Source organism: Mucilaginibacter sp. P5_A6, assembly GCF_056400585.1.
The window spans coordinates 65707-85316 of sequence record NZ_JBFUKZ010000001.1 but is presented as its reverse complement, the minus strand read 5'-3'; the positions used below and the strand labels follow the sequence as shown (position 1 = coordinate 85316).

Annotated in this window: 18 protein-coding genes; 7 read left to right on the top strand and 11 right to left on the bottom strand. The window is 43.9% G+C overall.

Going from position 1 to position 19610, the window contains the following annotated elements; all coding sequences use genetic code 11:
• The first annotated feature begins 27 nt into the window (after positions 1–27).
• The 3 genes from AC1DO4_RS00425 to AC1DO4_RS00415 all read left to right on the top strand — a co-directional run bounded on the left by AC1DO4_RS00425 (position 28) and on the right by AC1DO4_RS00415 (position 2963).
• Positions 28–1062: a sensor histidine kinase gene (locus tag AC1DO4_RS00425; protein WP_477411903.1), complete on the top strand. Its 1035-nt coding sequence runs from the start codon at positions 28–30 to the stop codon at positions 1060–1062.
• Positions 1059–1805 (top strand): LytR/AlgR family response regulator transcription factor, encoded by a 747-nt coding sequence (locus AC1DO4_RS00420; RefSeq protein ID WP_477404249.1) that lies wholly within the window; start codon positions 1059–1061, stop codon positions 1803–1805. Before AC1DO4_RS00425 ends, AC1DO4_RS00420 begins: the two co-directional genes overlap by 4 nt.
• Positions 1806–2258: 453 nt before the next feature.
• Entirely contained in the window at positions 2259–2963 is a 705-nt protein-coding gene (locus tag AC1DO4_RS00415) for a hypothetical protein (RefSeq protein ID WP_477411901.1), read from the top strand.
• A 93-nt stretch (positions 2964–3056) separates the two neighbouring features.
• Here the strand turns inward: AC1DO4_RS00415 and AC1DO4_RS00410 are convergent, their stop codons facing one another.
• Positions 3057–3437: a hypothetical protein gene (locus AC1DO4_RS00410; RefSeq protein WP_477411899.1), complete on the bottom strand. Its 381-nt coding sequence runs from the start codon at positions 3435–3437 to the stop codon at positions 3057–3059.
• Positions 3438–3962: 525 nt separating this feature from the next.
• On the opposite strand from AC1DO4_RS00410, the gene AC1DO4_RS00405 reads away from it, so the two are divergent.
• The gene (locus AC1DO4_RS00405; RefSeq protein ID WP_477411897.1) at positions 3963–4490 is read left to right on the top strand and encodes a dihydrofolate reductase family protein; all 528 of its coding nucleotides are present in this window, start codon (positions 3963–3965) and stop codon (positions 4488–4490) included.
• An 810-nt stretch (positions 4491–5300) separates the two neighbouring features.
• Here AC1DO4_RS00405 and AC1DO4_RS00400 read toward each other — a convergent pair.
• Entirely contained in the window at positions 5301–7715 is a 2415-nt protein-coding gene (locus AC1DO4_RS00400) for a TonB-dependent receptor (RefSeq protein ID WP_477411895.1), read from the bottom strand.
• 227 nt (positions 7716–7942) lie between these two features.
• Here AC1DO4_RS00400 and AC1DO4_RS00395 point away from each other — a divergent pair, with 227 nt between their 5' ends.
• Together AC1DO4_RS00395 and AC1DO4_RS00390 are read left to right on the top strand one after the other, a co-directional pair.
• Positions 7943–9064 carry a sensor histidine kinase gene (locus AC1DO4_RS00395; protein WP_477411893.1) on the top strand — a complete coding sequence of 374 codons (1122 nt, stop codon included), beginning with the start codon at positions 7943–7945 and terminating at the stop codon, positions 9062–9064.
• Position 9065: 1 nt separating this feature from the next.
• A complete protein-coding gene (locus tag AC1DO4_RS00390; protein WP_477411891.1) occupies positions 9066–9779 on the top strand; it encodes a LytR/AlgR family response regulator transcription factor in 714 nt (237 codons plus the stop codon).
• A gap of 253 nt (positions 9780–10032) precedes the next feature.
• On the opposite strand, the gene AC1DO4_RS00385 is transcribed toward AC1DO4_RS00390, so the two are convergent.
• From AC1DO4_RS00385 to AC1DO4_RS00365, 5 genes are all read right to left on the bottom strand, one after another.
• A complete protein-coding gene (locus tag AC1DO4_RS00385) occupies positions 10033–10791 on the bottom strand; it encodes a carbonic anhydrase family protein (RefSeq protein ID WP_477411889.1) in 759 nt (252 codons plus the stop codon).
• A 467-nt stretch (positions 10792–11258) separates the two neighbouring features.
• The gene (locus tag AC1DO4_RS00380) at positions 11259–12020 is read right to left on the bottom strand and encodes an SDR family NAD(P)-dependent oxidoreductase (protein WP_477411887.1); all 762 of its coding nucleotides are present in this window, start codon (positions 12018–12020) and stop codon (positions 11259–11261) included.
• A 439-nt stretch (positions 12021–12459) separates the two neighbouring features.
• Complete coding sequence (locus tag AC1DO4_RS00375; protein ID WP_477411885.1) at positions 12460–13047, bottom strand: Crp/Fnr family transcriptional regulator; 588 nt, start codon at positions 13045–13047, stop codon at positions 12460–12462.
• Positions 13048–13426: 379 nt separating this feature from the next.
• Positions 13427–14050: an NADPH-dependent F420 reductase gene (locus tag AC1DO4_RS00370; RefSeq protein WP_477411883.1), complete on the bottom strand. Its 624-nt coding sequence runs from the start codon at positions 14048–14050 to the stop codon at positions 13427–13429.
• Between the two features lie 62 nt (positions 14051–14112).
• Positions 14113–14868: an SDR family NAD(P)-dependent oxidoreductase gene (locus tag AC1DO4_RS00365; protein WP_477411881.1), complete on the bottom strand. Its 756-nt coding sequence runs from the start codon at positions 14866–14868 to the stop codon at positions 14113–14115.
• Between the two features lie 101 nt (positions 14869–14969).
• Between AC1DO4_RS00365 and AC1DO4_RS00360 the strand changes: the two genes are divergently transcribed.
• The gene (locus AC1DO4_RS00360; protein ID WP_477411879.1) at positions 14970–15347 is read left to right on the top strand and encodes a winged helix-turn-helix transcriptional regulator; all 378 of its coding nucleotides are present in this window, start codon (positions 14970–14972) and stop codon (positions 15345–15347) included.
• 214 nt (positions 15348–15561) lie between these two features.
• Here AC1DO4_RS00360 and AC1DO4_RS00355 read toward each other — a convergent pair whose 3' ends face one another.
• From AC1DO4_RS00355 to AC1DO4_RS00340, 4 genes are all read right to left on the bottom strand, one after another.
• Positions 15562–15990: a VOC family protein gene (locus AC1DO4_RS00355; protein WP_477411877.1), complete on the bottom strand. Its 429-nt coding sequence runs from the start codon at positions 15988–15990 to the stop codon at positions 15562–15564.
• 81 nt (positions 15991–16071) lie between these two features.
• On the bottom strand, positions 16072–16572 hold the full coding sequence (locus AC1DO4_RS00350; RefSeq protein WP_477401747.1) for an SRPBCC family protein: 501 nt from the start codon (positions 16570–16572) through the stop codon (positions 16072–16074).
• The gene (locus AC1DO4_RS00345; protein WP_477411875.1) at positions 16569–16889 is read right to left on the bottom strand and encodes an ArsR/SmtB family transcription factor; all 321 of its coding nucleotides are present in this window, start codon (positions 16887–16889) and stop codon (positions 16569–16571) included. Before AC1DO4_RS00345 ends, AC1DO4_RS00350 begins: the two co-directional genes overlap by 4 nt.
• A 263-nt stretch (positions 16890–17152) precedes the next feature.
• Positions 17153–19513 carry an ABC transporter permease gene (locus AC1DO4_RS00340; protein WP_477411873.1) on the bottom strand — a complete coding sequence of 787 codons (2361 nt, stop codon included), beginning with the start codon at positions 19511–19513 and terminating at the stop codon, positions 17153–17155.
• Positions 19514–19610 lie beyond the last annotated feature (97 nt).

The window sequence follows — 19610 nt, the reverse complement described above, 5'->3', positions numbered from 1 at the left end:
CAATAAAAAAACACAAAAACCTAAGTTTTGGCAATATCCTCATCATCAGCCTCAAAATTATATGGTGCATTTATAGGATGCGGCTTTTTATGGGCCGCATTGCAAACTTATATTATCCATAGCTTTGGTTTTTTGTGGTTCACCGCTACTATAGATGGCCTGCTGAGCGCCGTTTTATTGTTGTGCGCCTGCTGGCTTATCAACAATAACCTGCGCTATTACCAGCCGGGCAAAGGCAGCTATATCAACCTGTTTATCTGGGTGGTTGCCCTGGCGGGCATTTGCGCCGCCGGTTGCCGTTACCTGCTGCCATTGCTCAACAGCGATAAGGTTTTCATCAGCTTTGTAACACAATCGCTGACCATCAGGTTTTTTGTAAACTTTTTGGCCGTGGGCTGGATGGCCATGCTCAGCCTGTTGTGGTACTCGCAGCTTGATCAGAAAGAAACCCAGAAACGCAAAACCGAGGCCGAACAGTTAGCCCGCGATGCCGAGCTGTATAACCTGCGCCAGCAGTTACAACCCCACTTTTTATTCAACAGCCTTAACTCCATCAACGCCCTTATCGGCTTTAAACCCGATGAGGCCCGCAGGATGATTCACCAGCTTTCTGATTTTTTACGTGGTACGCTAAAAAAAGACGATCAGCAGCAGGTGCCATTGTCTGACGAGCTGGCCCACCTTAATTTATATCTGGATATTGAAAAGGTACGCTTTGGTCACCGCCTGCAAACCGAGATTAGCTGCGATCCCAAATGCGGTGCCGCCCTGCTGCCATCAATGCTGCTGCAGCCCCTGGTAGAAAATGCCATAAAATTTGGCTTGTACGATACCACCGGCGATGTAACCGTAAGCATCCGCGGCGAAATGGAAGAGCATTACCTGGTGATCATGATCCAAAACCCTTATGATCCGCAAACCTCGCGCCCTAAAAAAGGTACCGGTTTTGGCTTGCGGGGGGTACAACGCCGCCTTTATTTATTATTTGCCCGTAACGACCTCATGGAAACTCACGCAAATGATAATATATTTACAACCATAATAAAAGTACCACAGTTATGAGGCGAGCCTTAATTATTGATGACGAACCATTAGCACGCATGGTTGTAATGGAATACCTGCAAAATTTTAAAGAGATTGAGCTAATACAGGAATGTAATGATGGTTTTGAAGGCCTGAAAGCCATACAACTGCACCAGCCCGACCTGATTTTTTTAGATGTGCAGATGCCCAAGATCAATGGTTTTGAGATGCTGGAACTGGTGGAGAACCCGCCGGCGGTAATATTTACTACCGCTTTTGATGAGTATGCCATTAAGGCATTTGAAGCCCACGCGGTGGATTACCTCATGAAACCCTTTAGCAAGGAACGTTTTAATAAAGCTGTTGAAAAATTTCTGGCCGCCGCGCCCGAAAAACAGGCCCAAAAACATACCGAAGAGCTGTTGGAAAGCGTAGCCGCCCATTCGCCCGCCCAGCACGAGCGGATTGTGGTTAAAACCGGCACCAAGGTAAAAATTATCCCCGTTGCCGATGTTGACTACCTGATGGCCGACGACGACTACGTAAGCGTTATCACCAAAGAAGGCTCCTACCTCAAAAACAAAACCATGAGCTTCTTCGAGCAAACCCTCGATCCACGCCAGTTCGTGCGCGTGCACCGCTCCTACATCATCGCCATACAACAAATCACCCGCATAGATCCGTATGAGAAAGATGCCCATTTAGCCATCCTAAAATCGGGGGCCAAGATCCCTGTTAGTAAAACGGGCTATGTGAAGTTGAAGCAGGTGCTGGGGATATAAGCAGAAAGCGGAAGGCTGAAAAAGCTTAAAGTCGAAGGCCTAAAGCTAAAAGCCTAAAAAAAATTGTCATTTCGATGGAGCAAGGGAGGGCAGAGAGCGGGGGGCGAAAGAGAATGCCGTGCATCGTATAGCGGCAAGTCGACTCACCCCGACGAGGCTACGCCCGTCTGCCCCTCTCTCCGACTGCGTCGCATAGAGGGGCGAAAAAAAATAAAAAATGAGCTTCACCCTCTTTGCGGCGTAAGCCGGAGAGAGGGTCGACCGGCGGAGCCTGGTCGGGGTGAGTCGATGCCAGCGTTCAAAGCCGATGGTTATCTAAAACGGAATTCGAAAATAAAAATACCGATAGCCTCACCACCATCCAAGCCCCGGCCCATGTGCGATTCCTTCCTCGGGGAAGGGAAGGAAGGGGTTTAATGAACTATGCAGGTAACACAAACAACAAATAAACCTATGCTTAAAACCTTAACCATCGTACTTACAGCAATAATTTCTATCGCCCAGTTTGGATGTACCCTCCCGGCAAAACCTAAAGAAACCCCCCAAAAGGAGTTTGAAGGGGTGATCACTTACCACGAAGTTCAATTTATTAATTACCCCGATGGCAAATCTTTTTTAAACGACACAGTGCAGCTTTTTTACTCCCATGGTAATTACGTTGGCATACATTCCGAGAAATCGGCAAAATTTCACATAGTTAAAGATTACTACCTTGAAAGTAAACCTTTACGATTGTTTCTTTATAATACCTCGGATACTTTGCATCAATTAAATTTAAACTTCCCTGTTCAAAAGCTCGACGGGTTTAAAGTGAAAAAAATAAGCGACAAAATACTTTCGAGAGACTGCGAAAACATCGAGGTAAACGTTAGTTATCCCCAAAAGGATTCTACCACTTACACCGATTTCAACTTTATAATTTCAAGGGGATATTTAAAAATAGATAAGCAACACTTTAAAAACTGGAACCTGGGCTTTTTTAACAAAGTTTTAGCCGAATCCGGCGCTTACTATTTAAGATTTCAAACAGTACACTATGATAGTACGCACAAAAATATTTTGTCAGCCAGAGCGTACGATGTTATATCTGTAAAGGAACAACCTGTCGATCCTAAAATGTTTGAAATTGATACCACAATGATCGAATGGGCTAAATAATTATGGCGTAACCCTCCTTTGGTCGGGTCGGGCTATGCACTTATACGGCTTCAGTCCGCCAGTCGGCGGAGCGAGACGGTTCGGCATTAGAATTTAAATCTCGCTGCTGTAAATCACATTGACAACAGACAACGACTCGACATTTATTTTAATTGTTGCTCTTTTAGTATTGTCTAAATCCTTATAGTAAATATAAGAGAAAATAGAAATCGACTTCGGCCCGGTTTTAAACAATGCAAAATCCATTTGCTCGTTTTTAAAGTCCCCGCAATCAAAAAAACCAACCCATTTATAATCAACTAATAAATATCCTTTATTTCCTAAAAAAGGTATCACAAATCGCTTTATTGCACTTTTAATAAACAGGCGAAAAAGAAGTAGATTCCCCACTAATATCAAGGGAAATATCATTAAAATCGCTACAATTTCCACTGTCATTTTACTAATAAATAAACCATTATTAAAAGCTTTCAAAATAAGCTTAAATGTATAAATAAGTTATAGCAATATGATCTCTCAAATTGGCACGCCGCTCAAATAATTATGGCGTAACCCTCCTTTGGTGGGGTCGGGCTATGCACTTATACGGCTTCAGGCATTAGGCGCGGGGCCGGTATTCGTTGCTATCCCTTACGCGGAGGCTTCCAACTAATATGGGATATAATTAGCATTTCAAGTGCGCGGTTAAAACATACGGGATTTGCAAATTCATTACTTAACAAAACGCTAACCTATCAGCGGGGCACCTGCGACACGCGGGAGCCAGCGAAGGGAACTTTCGTAAATACACTGTATCTTAGTTGTATTGCCGCAAGTTTGGTGATATTGGGTTGCGACAATACAAGAGTTAGCGGTCATTGTAAAGTAACACCCTACTACCTTTATAATATAAAATATCCCAGTCGTAATCACCCTTCTATTTTGTCACTTTTGGCTCGCATCTTTTTTAATTATATCCTACATTTTTGTACCACTACAAACAATTAAAATTAAAACGTCATGAGAAAATTAAAAGTACAAATGAATTTTGAGGGAATAAATTGGGATGATGATATGGTAACCTTTTGCATTGACAACCTTAAAAATGTGGACAGTATCTTACTCGGACGAATCACGGCTGAAGGTTTTATTCCATATTGGAAGGATGTAGCCGAGAATCCTGATCCCAATGATATTAATAGTAGAATTGGAAAACCAATTAATGATACTCACAAGGATATTTTTTCAAATACACTTAAGGTCAATCAGTGGGATAATGCTACTATCATAAGTGGCGATATTGCAGAAGAAATAAAACAATTGAAAGAAAATAAAGGGGAAGACATCATTGTTTATGGAGGTAATAAATTCGTATCATCTTTAATCGGACACAAATTAGTAGACGAATACTATTTACTTGTAAATCCGCTTGCCAGTAATAGCGATGAACCAATTTTGAAATTCATCAATAGCAATTTGCTATTAACATTGAAAGAATGTAAATCATTTCCTTGCGGAACAGTGTTATTGCATTATTCAAGTCAATAATAAATGACTAAAAATAACAACGAACCGCTAACATAGCATTGCCGCAATTTGGGCAGACAGTCATATCATCGGCATTATTGCTCTACCCTTGTTGGAGTTGCTAAGCGAACTTGGCATCACCACCATTCAAGCCCCGACCCACGTGCGATTCCTTCCTTGGGGAAGGGAAGGAAGGGATTTAATGAACAATGCAGGTAACACAAATAATTCAGCCTCTGGTCGGTGTTTTCACCACACCAACCAATGCCTCTGTGTATTGCAATTGGCCTACACATTACAAAGTAAAACATGGGTACATACCGAATAGCAGTAGTCAGGTTTTTTGGAAAACGAGACCTTTCGGTAGAATGGTGCGGTGAAAACACCGACTATAAGCTAATGGCTTTGCGTGCCAGAGGTACGCTACCTAATGTTCCGTACCTCTGGCACGGAGCTTCATTTTTGTTTTTTTTGCTACAAAGCTATTCCCCCGCTGGGGGAGAAACTCATTTAGCCACTGATCGGTGTTTTCACCGCACCAGCCAATGCTTTGTGTATTGCAATTTGGCCTGCTCAATACAAAATAAGACATGGGTACGTACCGAATAGCGGTGATCAGGGTTTTTCGAAAAACGAGACCTTTCGGCAGAATGGTGCGGTGAAAACTCGACCACAAGCTAAAGGATTCCGCAAAAAACTCGATATACTCCGCCAGTCCGGGACAAGCATTGCTGACGCGGTAAATTATGCGGATGTTATCAAATATTTCAACTATTGTCGCACCCAAGACGCATTTTATTAAAAATAGTGACGAACCCGTCTTCATTGAGTTCAAAGCCGCTGCTGTTCTTCTTTTGTCCCGTTATTATTGCGGGAAGCTTTTTTACTGTTCGAACCAAATGAACGGCTGTAAGACAGCTTGATGATCGGGCGGAAGCCGGATTCTCCATGATAAATGACATCCACAACGTTGTTAAAAGCATCAGCAATTAGCGCTCCTTGGTGGCCGCGATAAATATCGGCGCTAAAAATATTAGATACACTTAACTGAAAACTACCATGATCCTTTTCAAGGTTTTTTTTAAAGCCCATGTTGAAAATGGCATTTCCATTCGAGCGGGAGTTGCTGTTATAGGATGAGGAGTTATAATAGCCCGACAGTTCAAGGGCATAGCGCTTTGGCAGTTTAAAACTTTCGGTAAAATTCAGGGAATAGCTGAAATAGCTTTTCTCCAGCAATTCCGGGAAATAGGTGATCCGGTATTTGTGCCAGCCGCCGCTCAGGTTATAGTTCATCTCCCACCAGGTTGCAATTTTGACCGGAATGGTCGCCTGCACAGCCAGGTTATTCTGCCAATTGGCATTTTCAGGCATCAGGTAAACCAGCCCTTTGGTGGGGCCGGGAACGCCCTGCACACCCTGGATAGGGTCGGTGTCATGGCTATACAAAAGGGAAAACAAGTAGTCACCTGCGTTATAAGCCAGCTTTAAGTTATGGGTGATGGTCGGCTTTAGCGCCGGGTTGCCTGTAAATACAGAGGTTGGAGAGTTATAAGACACATAAGAAGCCAGATCGGCAAAAGATGGGCGGCTAATGCGCTCGGTATAGGATAATTGCAGTTCAACTGTCGCATTTAGCTTCCGGCTAAGAAACACCGCCGGAAACATTTTAGACAGCCGGCGGTCGACAAAATATTGCGCATTGAGCGAATGATCGGTCGCGTTGCGCGAGTATTCGTACCTGGCCCCTGCAGACAGGCTGGTTAAACTGTCGGGTTTCCAGATCAGCACTGCATAACCTGCAGCGATCAGTTCGCGGGTAGCCAGGTCGTTCGAGGTGCCTGCCCCGACCGATACCCAGTGGTCACCCACCAGGTTTTCAAGGGCAGATGTGCTTTTGCTACGGGTGTAGGTACTTTTTAAACCGGTTTCCAGTTGCAGCCGCTTGTTAAAAGAATTACTGTAATCCAATTGAGTCACAAATACATGGATGTTGGCATTGGACAGGTTACGCTGGCGTGATGCAAACAGGCTATCACTGAAATTGCTTTGCACCTGTGTGGGGCCATTGCTATGAAGGCCAAAATAATCCAGGTTGACATTAAACTTTTGATTGTTACCAATGGTTTCCTCCAGGTAAAGGCTGGGGTGCAGGTAGCGCGTATGACTGGTGCCGGCCAGTTGCGAATCGAACACCAGGTTGGTATCGGCCAACGCGTAATTGCCAAAGTTATGACTGCCGTTTTGATTAGAGCTGATGCTATAATAAACGCCGCCGCCGATAGTGGTTTTAGCACCCGGACGATAATCCAGGGCACCGCTAAAGCCCTGATAATTGGATACGGTATTACTTTGACTATTGTAATAAAAAGTGTTTTGCCCGCCAATGATAGGCGTGTTACTTGTGCCCTGCGCCAGTAGTAAAGCATAGCTATGGTCGTGGTTATAACTATAAGAAGCGTGCAGGCTAACTTTACCGCTATTTTGGTTCAGATCAATATCGGCAGATTCTTTATCGCCTTTACCATACCCTGCCGAAGCAGTTACCGAACCGTTGGTGCCGGGCCGCTTAGTTTTTTTAGTGACGATGTTGATCAGCCCGGCATTGCCATCCGCATCATATTTTGCGGGCGGTGTGGCAAGCAGTTCGATCTTGTCAATATCACCTGCGGTCATACCGTTCAGCAGGGCGGCCACCTGGTCGGCAGACAGGCGCAGTAACTTGCCGTCCAGCATAACCATGACCCCGCTTTTCCCATTCAGGCTAATTCCGTTGGTCTGGGGGTCAACCATAACGCCCGGTGAGCGTGAAAGCACTTGCAAAACCGAGCTGCCTTTGGTGAGGATGCTGTTCTGTACATTGACCACCAAGCCTCCTGCGGTTTGCTGGGCCAGGGGTTTGCTGGAACGGATCACCACTTCGCCCAATTGTTTACCGGATGTTTTTAGCCGGATCGCTCCGGCATCAAAAGCCGGATCGCGGATAGTCAGCGGTGAAAAATAGTCCATATAGCCTATACAACTGATTTTAAGGGTATAAGTGCCGGATGGTGCAGCGCTAAGCCTAAAAACCCCTTTTTCGTCCGAGGCCGCCGAACGCACCAGCGTACTGTCTGCACTTTTCAGCAATACCGCCGTGGCAAATGGTACCGGGCTGCTATTGGTATCAATAATGGTACCTCTTACCTGGCTTTGGGCAATAGTGCTTAATAACAATCCGTAAAGAATGAGTACCAACGTTTTCATGCTCAAAGAAAGTTTGTATAACCAGCCTGTGGAAATGTGATTGACGAGCTGCGGCAGCTAAATGACCAGGCGCATGAAATGGCACGAATCAATGTCGCCGGTGATTGAAACAGGGTAATCTGCCGGTTATCCTTTGCCCGGTGTATTTCGTCAATTAAAAGCGGCCATTGGTATATCGGCCTGTATTTATTAACGGAATAGCCGTAACTTTATTAATTATGCCATCCATGACGACTTCTCAAAACTGGTTTATTAAATACAAGATCTACCACATCCCATTCTGGATGTTGTATAACTACGTGTTCTGGGCGCTGACTGTAGGCAGTCTCTATGAGGCCGCCCATGAAATGTTCTTTTCGGTCTTTTTTGTAAAATCGTTCTTTTACACCATATTTCCCGCTTTCGCGGTCTATTTCAACTTGTATTTTCTCATCCCGCGTTACCTGCAGAAAGGCAGCTATAGCTTGTACATCCTTATCCTGGCATTAACGGTTGTCGCTTCTTCCTTGCTCATCGTGCCAGGCTATTTCCTCAGCGCATGGCTGGCTGGCAGTAATGCGCAAAAAATGTTCGGCCTTACCTGGAGCTGGAACAGCTTCTATAACGCTGCAAAGGGGAGCCCTTTAACAAACACCATAGCCGCCATTACGCTGGGCATGAGTATCAAACTCACTAAGAACTGGCTCGAAACGCAAAGACGGCACCAGGCGCTGGAAAAGGAAAAGCTGGAAACCGAATTAAAATTTCTTAAATACCAGTTCAACCCGCATTTCCTGTTCAACAGCATCAATTCCATTTTCTTCCTGATCCATAAAAACCCGGATATGGCCTCGGCCTCACTGGCGAAGTTCTCCCAACTACTGCGACACCAGCTTTATGAATGTAACGACCAGCAGATCCCATTGGACAAAGAGATCGCCTACCTGGAAAATTTTATTGAGCTGGAAAAGCTGCGCCAGAATGAAAACTTAGCAGTTAATTTCAATTTAAACGAAGCCCATTCGCCGGGTATGGGCATAGCACCATTTGTTTTGATGACCTTTGTGGAGAATGCTTTTAAACACTTATCCAAGCATAAAAAACAACCCAATTGGATCAATATTGATCTGGCCGTAACCGGGCTACAGCTTCATTTAACGGTTGCCAACAGTACATCAGAGAATGGATCGTATGAAGTGATCAACTACGGAGGTATCGGTTTAAAAAATGTACAGCGCCGGCTCGACCTGATCTATCCCGGGCAATACAAACTGGATATTCAGAAAAACCCGGAAAGCTTTGTAGTGAAACTGGAACTGCAATTGTCTCAATTAGAAATATCCCCTTCTGCACAATTAATAGCTGAATAAAATGATCAACTGTGTAATAATTGATGACGAACCATTGGCGAGGGAAGGCTTGGCCAACTATGTCAGGGAAGTTGATTTTCTGAACCTGGGCGGTGTTTGCGAAAACCCGCTGGAACTGCTGCCGCTGATCGATAGGCAAACTGTCGACCTGGTATTCCTGGATATCCAGATGCCGAAAATGAACGGCATCGAGTTTCTGAAGATCCTGCAAAAACCGCCGATGGTGATAATCACCACCGCCTATCCTTCTTATGCGCTGGAAGGCTTTCAATTAAATGTCCTGGATTACCTGCTCAAGCCCATCACATTCGAACGTTTTTTTAAAGCCGCCGCCAAAGCCAGGGATTATTATAAGTTGTTAACCGGTGATCCCGCTAAACAAGCGGAAGATTATTTCTTTATCAAGTGCGGCAGCAAATACGAAAAGATATTCTTTGATGACATTCTCTACGTCGAGGGCATGCAAAATTACGTAACTATTTATTCCACTAAAGGTAAATATGTTACGATGCTTTCGCTCAAAAGTCTGGAGGACAAGCTGGCCCCGACGGCCTTTATCCGCGTACATAAATCTTTTATCGCCGCCATTAGCAAAATAGACGGCATCGAAGCAGCCGAACTGTTTATAGGTGGAAGCCGTATTCCCATCAGCAGGGGCTACCGTGAGCAGGTCATGGACCGGGTGCTGAGCAAAAGGCTTTGGGATAAAAAATGACCAGGGCGCCAGAAAAGCGTCACCGCGGCAAAGGCAAGTTTAGCCTCTGTTCGGTGTTTTCACCGCACCAGCCAATGCTTTGTGTATTGCAGTTGGCCTACTCAATACAAAGTAAAACATGGTACATACCGAATTGCAGTGATCAGGCATTTTCGGAAAACGGGACCTTTCTGTAGAATGGCGCGGTGAAAACACCGACCATAAGCTAAACGAGACCTTTCGGTAAAGCATGCACAAAGCCCGCAGCCCGTATTTATAAAAATACTACAATACCAGAATGGATATCATAATATCCGCCTATAATTTTTATTTCTCCCTTTGAATCCATGTCTTTCAGAATAGGGCTTTGGGATTTAATAGTTTCAATTGTATTCAGAACATTTTCTTTTGCAACCGCTTCCACATATAAGGGATTTTTAGAAGTCATTTCGCCCACAAATTTTTTCACCTTTTTAATTGCCGGTTTTATATTAGCCAGCATTGGTGTAATATTTCCAAGCTGTACATTATCAATGGCTCCTTTTACTGCGCCGCATGATTCATGACCCAGAACCAATATTACTTTGGCTCCTGATACCTTGCAACCAAACTCAAGGCTTCCTAATATATCAGTATTCGAAAAGTTACCTGCAACACGAGCTACAAACAAATCGCCAATACCTCTGTCAAATACATCTTCAACCGGTACGCGGCTATCTATGCATGATAGTATTACAGCTTTTGGATATTGTCCTTCTGATGCATTTCTTACCATAGCTGAATGATCTCTCAATGTCAGATTATTGTTTGTAAAACGTTTGTTCCCCTCTTTTAAAGCAGTAATTACATCATCAGGTTTCAAAGCTGCCTGCTCTGCAGCGGTCAATACATTTTCACGCAATATGGGCTGATCAATAGACGGTTTATTGACAGTATCCGGGGTTGTTTTTTCCGATACTATTGTCTTGGAAGTTTTCTCTTTGCAGGAAAACAGTGCTATTACCATGGAAAAGCAAAGGATAGTTTTTTTCATAGTTTAGGAATTAAATTTATAGTAAATATATTAAAATTTATCAAAATACAAATTTAACTTACTGAAAACCAATCATTACCATTTAAATGTTTCGCGCAAACATAATAATACAATGCAACTAAGTTAAAGTAACTAACGCAAGTTGCCATATGTGCTTAAGTAGGTTATCCATTTTCAGCTAAAATCCCCTTTCTGTCCCCGCGGGGGCTCTCGTTAGAGGACCCCGCGGTTGCATAATTCGAGTTGTAATCCCCTACGCGGCGTTTATACGAGGTGATCCGGCACCCTCAGGGTCCTTTTCTTTTTGGTTAAGTTATTTGAAGCAACAAAAAAACCCTGCTTCCGGAAGAAACAGGGATTTGAAAGAAACTTGTACTTTTGAAATAATTATTTTTTGCGTGGCAGGTGAAACCACCATCAACCAATTAATTCCGTCCCATCGCCTTTCATTTTTTTGAGTTTATGAATTAAAATCCATACATACCACCCGAAACGGAAATTTGCTCTCCCGTGATCCAGGCTGCATCATCGGAAGCAAGAAATACCGCAGCTTTCGCAATATCTTGGGGCTGGCCTCTGCGACCAAGCGGTGTATTGGCAATAAACATTTTTTCATACTCACTGCCCGCAGTTACACCCGCACTGGTTGCACCTTCTGTTTCTGTAGCACCCGGCAAAATAGAGTTGATTCGAACGTTTTTTGCACCCAGTTCTTTCGACAAAGAGATGGTTATGGCATCTAACGCAGCTTTAGTTGCAGAGTACAATGAGACTCCCGCCATCGGCGATTTGCTTGCACCCGAACTGATATTGATGATATTACCACCCTTATCGCCAAACAGTTTCAAGGATGCCTGGATAGTAAGTACAGGACCCAAAACATTGACGTTGAAATGCTGATGAAAAGCTTCTGCCGATACCTGTTCAATAGGTAAAAATTGCTGAAAGACCGCGTTGTTTACCAAAACATCCAACGTACCGAATGTCTTCCTGGTTTCTTCAAACAGCCTGGTTACATCGGCTTCTTTCGATACATCGCCCTGTACCGAAATGGCTATGCCGCCATTGTCGGTTATCTCCTTAACCACGCTGTCTGCGCCTTCTTTACTTGAGGCATAATTCACAACAACCTTTGCGCCTTCGGCCGCAAAGTGTTTTGCGATAGATGCACCTATTCCTTTTGAAGCACCGGTAACTACCGCTACTTTGTTTTTTAATTTACTCATCATTTTTATATGTTAATATATTCAAATTCTTCAGGTGTATTTTCCGTTCTGAAGTACATCCAAAGATATAGCCGCGTGACGGACTGTTTATTGACATGAATCATTAAGTACCTTTGATTTAGGTCAACTCAGGATGGTGACTTAAATCACGATAATTGGATAACTAATTGTAAAAAAGCAACTTAAGATAGAGGCAAAAAACCAAAGCAGCAGAAAGCCAGACCGGTCACAACGGCATATTTTGCGTTGGTAAGCACTTTTTTTGCATTCAGGAAGTATATCGATGAGAGTTTCTGAAGCGGCAATTGAAAAGCCGGCCGCTTTGTGGAAAAGCTATCTTAAAGCGTGTGGTTTGCGGGCACGTTATGGGATACTCCTGTTCGGGTAAAAAACTAAAACGCTATTTTAATTTGGATACCGAATTTCATCCTTGCATAAGGATCTATTTAAAAGAGTTTTTCCGTATCCTGCTCAAGGTTTCCGGGGATAAACCCAGGTAAGAAGCGATCATGTTTTGTGAGAACCGCTTTAAAAAATGCGGATAATTTCGAATCAAATCCTCGTAACGCTCTTCAGCCGTATAGCTCATTGCGGCCTGCATTCTTTTCTGGGTTGCAATGGTGTTATTCTGACTGATTACGTTCGCCATCGCTGAAAAGGCAGGTATATCCTTAAGAAACTCCTCAATTTGAGCATTGGTTGATTGCAGAACCTCCAGTTCCTCCAGCGCTTCAATATTAAAGCGACTTGGCGTTAACAGGTAAAAGCTTTCAAAATCGGCCAGCCACCAATTTTCCAAAGATAATTTCAGTATATGTTCATGCCCTTTTTCATCTACCGTAAAGGTTCTGGCAGACCCTTTTACAATAAACCCAATATATTTGCATACGTCTCCTTCCTGTAAAAAGTATTGCCGTTTTCGAAGTTTTTTGGGTTTGAAATGTGCCATCAACAGATGCTTATCATCCTCTGAAAGCAGTTTGCCTGATATTTCCTGGATGTAATCGAAAAGCGCTTCAAAGTTGGACATCGTTCAAGTATATAATTATTCGCAATTTACTCAAAACCGCCTGATAAAAGACTAAAAACAAACATCGCTCTATATCGTAGGCAGGCATCCGGTACATGTTTATGCTTATATGGCAATAAGCCACCTGGTCAACCAGAGGATTGTTGACCACCTAAATATCGATATTCAGCCAGCCGTTCGGGTATTTAGCGAGTGGCGGCCCGAATTGATTTTTATCCGCATCAAGATGAACATATTAGGTGTCGGGCCAAAAGTTCACATTCTCAACAAAAAATCCCTGCTTCCTGAAGAAACAGGGATTTAAAAGAAATTTATAGTCAAACGGTGGTTCCCTTTGTCCACGATGCAGAATCGCATCAAAATTTGCGATCACGATTCATCAGTCGAACTTAATCAAGTCCTGAAAGATGAGCTTACCCCAGCTATTTCCGCGCGCCTGCACAAGCAGTCCGCCTTCCGAAAGCCCGCCAAGTTGGATTGGTGCGAAACCGAGATTTTCTGCAAGCGCACCAATCTCCGCTGCTGCGCCGTCATCGTCGCTCGCAAGAAACACTGCTCTCCTGCCACCATGTACGGCCGAATCCTGGTCAAGAATGGCAGCGATCAAATGGTTGAAGCCCTTAACCAGTTTTGCACCGGTGAAGGCCTGCGCAACGAACCTGGCAGAAGGCTGTCCTCCCAGCTTCTCAGGTTGCACGCCGTAAGCATTGGTCACATCGACGATGATTTTCCCCTGCCAGGCGGGGAGCGCCTTGGCGACATCCGGATGCGATTCAAAACGCACAGCCAAAAAGATGACGTCCGCCTTGACGGCTTCCGCCAGTGTTGTGGGAATGATCCCGGGGCCGATCGCGGCGGCAACAGATGCAAAGCTTTCCGGGTCGCGCGTGGTTGCAACGGATACTTCAATGCCTTTGCGGGCAAACGCTCTGGCCAGGGCCTTGCCGATATTGCCGAAGCCGATAATTGCGTAGCCCGCTACGCTGTTTTCTGATTTTCTCATTTTGAAAATTATTTTAATTATTTAATGACACGAGTTACAAACCCGAGCTGTCGTGGCGTCAATTACTTAGCCAAATAGGTCATACCACCATCAACAAGGAGTTCGGCACCAAGCATGAACGAAGAATCATCGGAGGCCAGGAAAACCGCTGTTTTACCAATGTCAGATGGTTGCCCAATTCTGCCTATCGGCATTTCACTTGCAAAGTGTTTTTTTATAGCATCAATTTGTTCTGCAGGAACAAACTTGTCAAATGCTGGTGTATCTGTTGTACCTGGTGTGATAACATTTGCTCTGATTTTTCTGCCTAAAAGATCGCTTGAAAATCCTTTTGCAAAATGGATCACAGCCGCTTTGGTAGCACCATAAAGCGTAAAATTCGGATATGCCCGATGCGCTGCATTTGACCCAATCAGAATAATAGAGCCACCATCATTCATATAGGGCAATGCTTTATTAACAGTGAAGTAAACACTTTTCAGGTTTAAATCAATTGTCCTGTCAAAGTCGGCTTCGCCAAGAGTTGCCACAGTTCCTACAGTTCCACCACCCGCGTTGGCTACAACCACGTCTATTTTGCCAAATTTTTCAGCTGTTGCTGCAAACACCCTTTCCAGGTCGGCAAGGTTGGTTACATCGGCATTTATGGCTATAAAATTATCTCCAAGCTGAGCCACAGCACTATCTAAAGTATCCTGATTTCTGCCGACAATAACTCCTTTAGCACCTTCATTTTTAAATTCCTGGGCAATGCCAAACCCAATGCCACTATTACCACCTGTAATAACCGCTACTTTATTTTTTAATCTACTCATCATTTCTTTTTTTTAAAGATTGAGCGACAAAGCTATATCGATAAAGTAACTTTTAATAACTTTGTACCGATAAATAACAGTAACACAGAGGTAACCAAGTAACAATGGGGTGTAAAATAGAAGAGTTTCAACAGGAACAAAAGAAAAGAATGAGAGCCGTTCAGGATTCAATGGACGTGCTGAACGGGAAATGGAAGATTTCTATTATCTCGTCTATTTGCTGTTACGGTAAAAGGAGATTTACCGATATTTTGAATGATATCGAAGGAATTTCGAACAGGATGCTGAGCAAAGAATTAAAGGAATTAGAAATAAACCAGTTGGTAAAACGAACCGTTTTGGATACACAACCCATAACTGTTCAATATGAACTTACCGAACATGGCAATACGCTGCAAACCATCATTAGCAATCTGACAGATTGGGGAATTGTACACCGAAAGCAAATTGTCGGGGAAAAATGTCCGGTCTTGGTTGGGTGACGTCCTGCCATTGTTAGAGTTGCGTGCCAGAGATACGCTACCTAAGGTTCCTAACCTCAGGCACACAACTTCATTTTTGCTTTTTGCTACAAAGTTAATCCCCCCGCTGGGGGAGAAACTCATTAACTTAATAACATTGGAAAGACCCTGCGGAGACGGCGAACGTTTCTATGTCGTAACGAACAGCGAGGTTTTCTTGGGTTAAATTTATCCCTTATAATTTGGGGTCAAATTCCACAATCCATTCAATACCATATTTGTCTCTAAACATTCCGGCGTATGTACCCCATGGACTGTCGCCAATCTCCCCTTCCACATCTCCGCCTGCTGACAGGCCGTTAAATATTTTGTCTGCCTCTTCACGGCTTTCTGCACTAACTGATATTTTCGACCGGTTTTCGGCTTCGTTTACCCGTCCCATAAATTCGGGAACATCATTGGCTATTAGTACATTGTGTTTGCCAAGGGGTAAAGCAATGTGCATTATTTTATTGGCCTCATTTTCTGCCACCTGAAATTCGGGGCCCACCAGGTCCTTGAAACGGATGATCTTTGTAAACTCCCCGCCAAAAACTGATTTGTAAAAAGTGAATGCTTCTTCGGCATTTCCGTTGAAGTTGATCCAGGGATTAATAGTTCTCATAATTTTTATGTTTAAGTTGTTAATTTTTTTTGCTTAATTTCTTCGGTATTCCCGTTGTCAATAGGATTGACAATTTTCTGCTTATGATTTCTGCGATAAAGTTGCTAACAGATCTTCCAGGTTTTTTAATGTCATGGTAAAGCCTATTTTGAAGCCCTCCAATAATTTCTCCAATCGCTCAAACGATTCATTAAAAATGGTAATGTCCACTTTGGTTATTCCATTTTGTTCGCTGAAATTATAATCCCACTCAGAACCCGGCAGTTCACGGTTTTCGTCTTTATCTGCAAACGCGTTGTACATCTTAAAATTGGTTTTCGGGGTAATCGATGTAAATTCCTGCACCGACCAACGTTCCTGCCCATCGGGGCTTATCATCGCGTAAAATCGCCGCCCGCCTACTTCAAAATTCATATACTTGGTTTTGGCTCGCATAGGTGCAGGTGCGCCCCATTGGTCAAGCAGTTCGGCTTTGGTAAAGGCATCCCATACTAAAGACTGTCCGGCATTAAATTCCCTGGTTATATAAACCGTTTTCGCTGCTTTGTCAACGTTAAAATCAAATAGCAAATCATTGTTCATTTTTCTGTTTTTTTAATTGTTGATAATAGTTGGTCGAGTTGATTGAATTGAGTTTCCCAGCTTTGCCTGAATTGGGCTAACCAGTTATCGAATTCCTGCATTTTTTTTGCATTAAAGTGATAATAAATCTCCCTGCCACTCTGCTCGGGTTTAATCAATTCGCATTCGTGTAATACTTTAATATGTTTTGATACTGCCTGTCGGCTCATATCAAATTTTTGGGCCATGGCATTTGGTGTTAATGCCTGAATAGCAATTAAAGTTAAAATAGCCCTGCGTGTCGGGTCAGCTATAGCCTGGAATATGTCTTGTTTCATTTTGTAAAGTTCAATTAAGCAACCTGCAGGTTGCAAATATATATGCAACTTTTGAGTTGCGCAAATTTATTTTCTTTTTTTTATGGGATAAATGGCGGGAAGTCTTCCGTCCACGGGGGGGCTCGTAGAAACCAGCGGTTGCACAATGTAAGTCGTAATTTCCAGAGCTGCGTTTATGCTAGGCGACAGGCCCCCCGTATAAAATACAAAATCCCGGATGCAATTAAACATCCGGGATTTGCATAAACTATGATAAAAACACCTTATTCGCTCCTCAAACTTTTCACCGGGTTTGCCAGCGCTGCCTTGACGGATTGAAAACTGATGGTAACAAAAGCGATAACGATAGCTATAAACGCGGCCAGTACAAAAACCGTCCAGTGAATAGGGATGCGGTAGGCAAAGGCATCGAGCCAGTTGTTCATGGCGTACCAGGCCAAGGGAGTAGCTACAACAATGGCAATGAGTACCAGCTTGATGAAATCCTTAGCCAACAGGCCAATAACGCCCGTAACAGATGCGCCTAATACTTTGCGCACACCAATTTCGCGGGTGCGTACCTGCGCAGTGTAGGCTGCCAGGCCCAACAGGCCCAGGCAGGATATTAATATGGCCATGCCTGCAAAGTAGTTAAACAGGGTGCCTTCGCGTTGCTCGCCCTGGTAAAGGTTGTTGAAAATTTCGTCCAGGAAGTTATAGCTGAAAGGGAACTCGCCGTTGTATTGTTTAAACTGAATACCCGCCGCGGCTATGGCTCCGGCCGCGTTATTAGTGCTGGTTTTTATATACAGGGTTTGGTAAACGGCCGGGCGGTAAAAGAAAATAGCGGGCGCAATTTTTTCGCGCAGGCTGGCAAAATGAAAATCTTTTACTACGCCAATGATGGTGCCGTTGGTTCTTTGGAAACGGAAGCGCTTGCCGATGGGATTTTTAAGGCCGATCTCTTTTACGGCGGCTTCGTTAAGTATAAAATGGGCCGAATCGGCTACAGCGCCGCTGAAGGTGTTACCCTGCTGCATTTTTAGCTTAAAAAACGAGATGAAATCCTTATCTATCCCCATGGGGTGCAGGATAAAGGTTTGGCCCGGTGCTTTGCCATCCCATGAATTATCGCCCGAGATCATGCTGCTGCTGATGATGTTGCTGGTTGCACGGGTTACGCCTTCTACACCGGGCTGCTTTAAAAGCTCGGCCCGCACGGCATCGTAATGTTTTGACGCATCGCGCATCCAAACCCCAAAAACATGGCTTTTATCGTACCCCAAATTTTTTGACTGGATGTATTTCAATTGTCGGGTAATAACCAAAGTGCTCACAATGAGCACTACCGAAAAGGTAAACTGCACCACCACCAGTATTTTGCGGAACAGCGCATCGCCAATACTGCCGTTTATTTTGCCCTTAAGCGCTTTTAACGGCTCGAACGAGGACAATAACATCGCAGGGTAAATACTGGATAAAGCCAGCGTTGCTATAACGGTGATACCAATAACAAGCCAGATATGAGGATCGAGCAGGTTAAGTACCAATTGTTTGCCGGCCAGTTGGTTAAATACCGGCATCAGCAGGTATATGGTGAATAAGGCAAATAGCGTGGCGATGAAGAACAGTAGGGCTGTCTCGACCAGGAACTGCATAAACAGCTGCATTTTGGCCGCCCCTATAATTTTACGCATACTGATCTCTTTGGCGCGCAGCAACGAGCGCGCTGTTGAAAGGTTTACATAATTGATGCAGGCTATCAGTAAAATAACCAGGGCTATAATGACAAAAATGCGCACCGTTTGGATGCCGTGGTCGGTGCCGTCGGCATTGTACAGGTGAATTTTATTGATAGGCAGCAACAGGTAGTCGGCATCGGTATCTTCGGCACGGTGCTTAATGTGGATCTTGAACAGGTCGGCCGAGAGCTTTTTTAACGATGTGCCCGGTTTTAATTTAACATAAGTTTGATAGGAATAATTATTGAAATCGGTGTTCGCATCCACCTTGCCGTTTACCAGTATATATTTAATGTGGTAACTCATGGGCATAATCATATCAAAGTTGATGCTGGAGTTAAGCGGAAAATCGTTAATAACGCCGCTCACGGTAAAGTTTTCCTTGCCTTCTGCCACAATCACTTTGCCTAAAGCATCCCCGGTGCCAAAATATTTTTGCGCTGTTTTTTTGGTGATGACAACCGAGTTATCATTAAGGAATGGCCTGGCGGTATTGCCTTCAATAAGCGGAAAATCAAACACGCTGAACAGGGAAGGATCGGCAAAGCCTACGTTTTGTTCGCCAAAAACTTTTTCCTTGTATTTATATAGCGAGAAGAACCAGTTGGGAGTAATGCGCACCTGCTCCTGCACATCGGTGAGTTCCTGTTTAGCCAATGGGCCGATAGGCGCCACCGTAGTTTGCCATATCTGTTTACTGGCGCCTGTGCCGCCAAAAAGCTCTACGCGGTAAATGTTATCGGCGTTTTTATGGAAGCTATCGAAACTTAATTCGTCCTGTACCCAAAGCAATATCAAAATGCCTATAGCCAACCCGGCGGTGAGCCCCGCAATATTGATCAGCGAATAGAACTTATTGCGAAACAGGTTTCGCCAGGCGGTTTTAATATAGTTCTTCAGCATAGCTATAATGTTTTGAACCAATTGCATTACAAAATCATGCCATTTTTTTAACTTATTGATTGTAAAATATTTATATAGTTTTTTTTCGGGGTTCACT

Coding starts and splice junctions, on each gene's coding strand:
- AC1DO4_RS00420 (WP_477404249.1), top strand. CDS start 1,059: ATGAGGCGAGCCTTAATTATTGATGACGAACCATTAGCACGCATGGTT.
- AC1DO4_RS00415 (WP_477411901.1), top strand. CDS start 2,259: ATGCTTAAAACCTTAACCATCGTACTTACAGCAATAATTTCTATCGCC.
- AC1DO4_RS00405 (WP_477411897.1), top strand. CDS start 3,963: ATGAGAAAATTAAAAGTACAAATGAATTTTGAGGGAATAAATTGGGAT.
- AC1DO4_RS00400 (WP_477411895.1), bottom strand. CDS start 7,715: ATGAAAACGTTGGTACTCATTCTTTACGGATTGTTATTAAGCACTATT.
- AC1DO4_RS00395 (WP_477411893.1), top strand. CDS start 7,943: ATGACGACTTCTCAAAACTGGTTTATTAAATACAAGATCTACCACATC.
- AC1DO4_RS00390 (WP_477411891.1), top strand. CDS start 9,066: ATGATCAACTGTGTAATAATTGATGACGAACCATTGGCGAGGGAAGGC.
- AC1DO4_RS00385 (WP_477411889.1), bottom strand. CDS start 10,791: ATGAAAAAAACTATCCTTTGCTTTTCCATGGTAATAGCACTGTTTTCC.
- AC1DO4_RS00380 (WP_477411887.1), bottom strand. CDS start 12,020: ATGATGAGTAAATTAAAAAACAAAGTAGCGGTAGTTACCGGTGCTTCA.
- AC1DO4_RS00375 (WP_477411885.1), bottom strand. CDS start 13,047: ATGTCCAACTTTGAAGCGCTTTTCGATTACATCCAGGAAATATCAGGC.
- AC1DO4_RS00370 (WP_477411883.1), bottom strand. CDS start 14,050: ATGAGAAAATCAGAAAACAGCGTAGCGGGCTACGCAATTATCGGCTTC.
- AC1DO4_RS00365 (WP_477411881.1), bottom strand. CDS start 14,868: ATGATGAGTAGATTAAAAAATAAAGTAGCGGTTATTACAGGTGGTAAT.
- AC1DO4_RS00360 (WP_477411879.1), top strand. CDS start 14,970: ATGGGGTGTAAAATAGAAGAGTTTCAACAGGAACAAAAGAAAAGAATG.
- AC1DO4_RS00355 (WP_477411877.1), bottom strand. CDS start 15,990: ATGAGAACTATTAATCCCTGGATCAACTTCAACGGAAATGCCGAAGAA.
- AC1DO4_RS00350 (WP_477401747.1), bottom strand. CDS start 16,572: ATGAACAATGATTTGCTATTTGATTTTAACGTTGACAAAGCAGCGAAA.
- AC1DO4_RS00345 (WP_477411875.1), bottom strand. CDS start 16,889: ATGAAACAAGACATATTCCAGGCTATAGCTGACCCGACACGCAGGGCT.
- AC1DO4_RS00340 (WP_477411873.1), bottom strand. CDS start 19,513: ATGCTGAAGAACTATATTAAAACCGCCTGGCGAAACCTGTTTCGCAAT.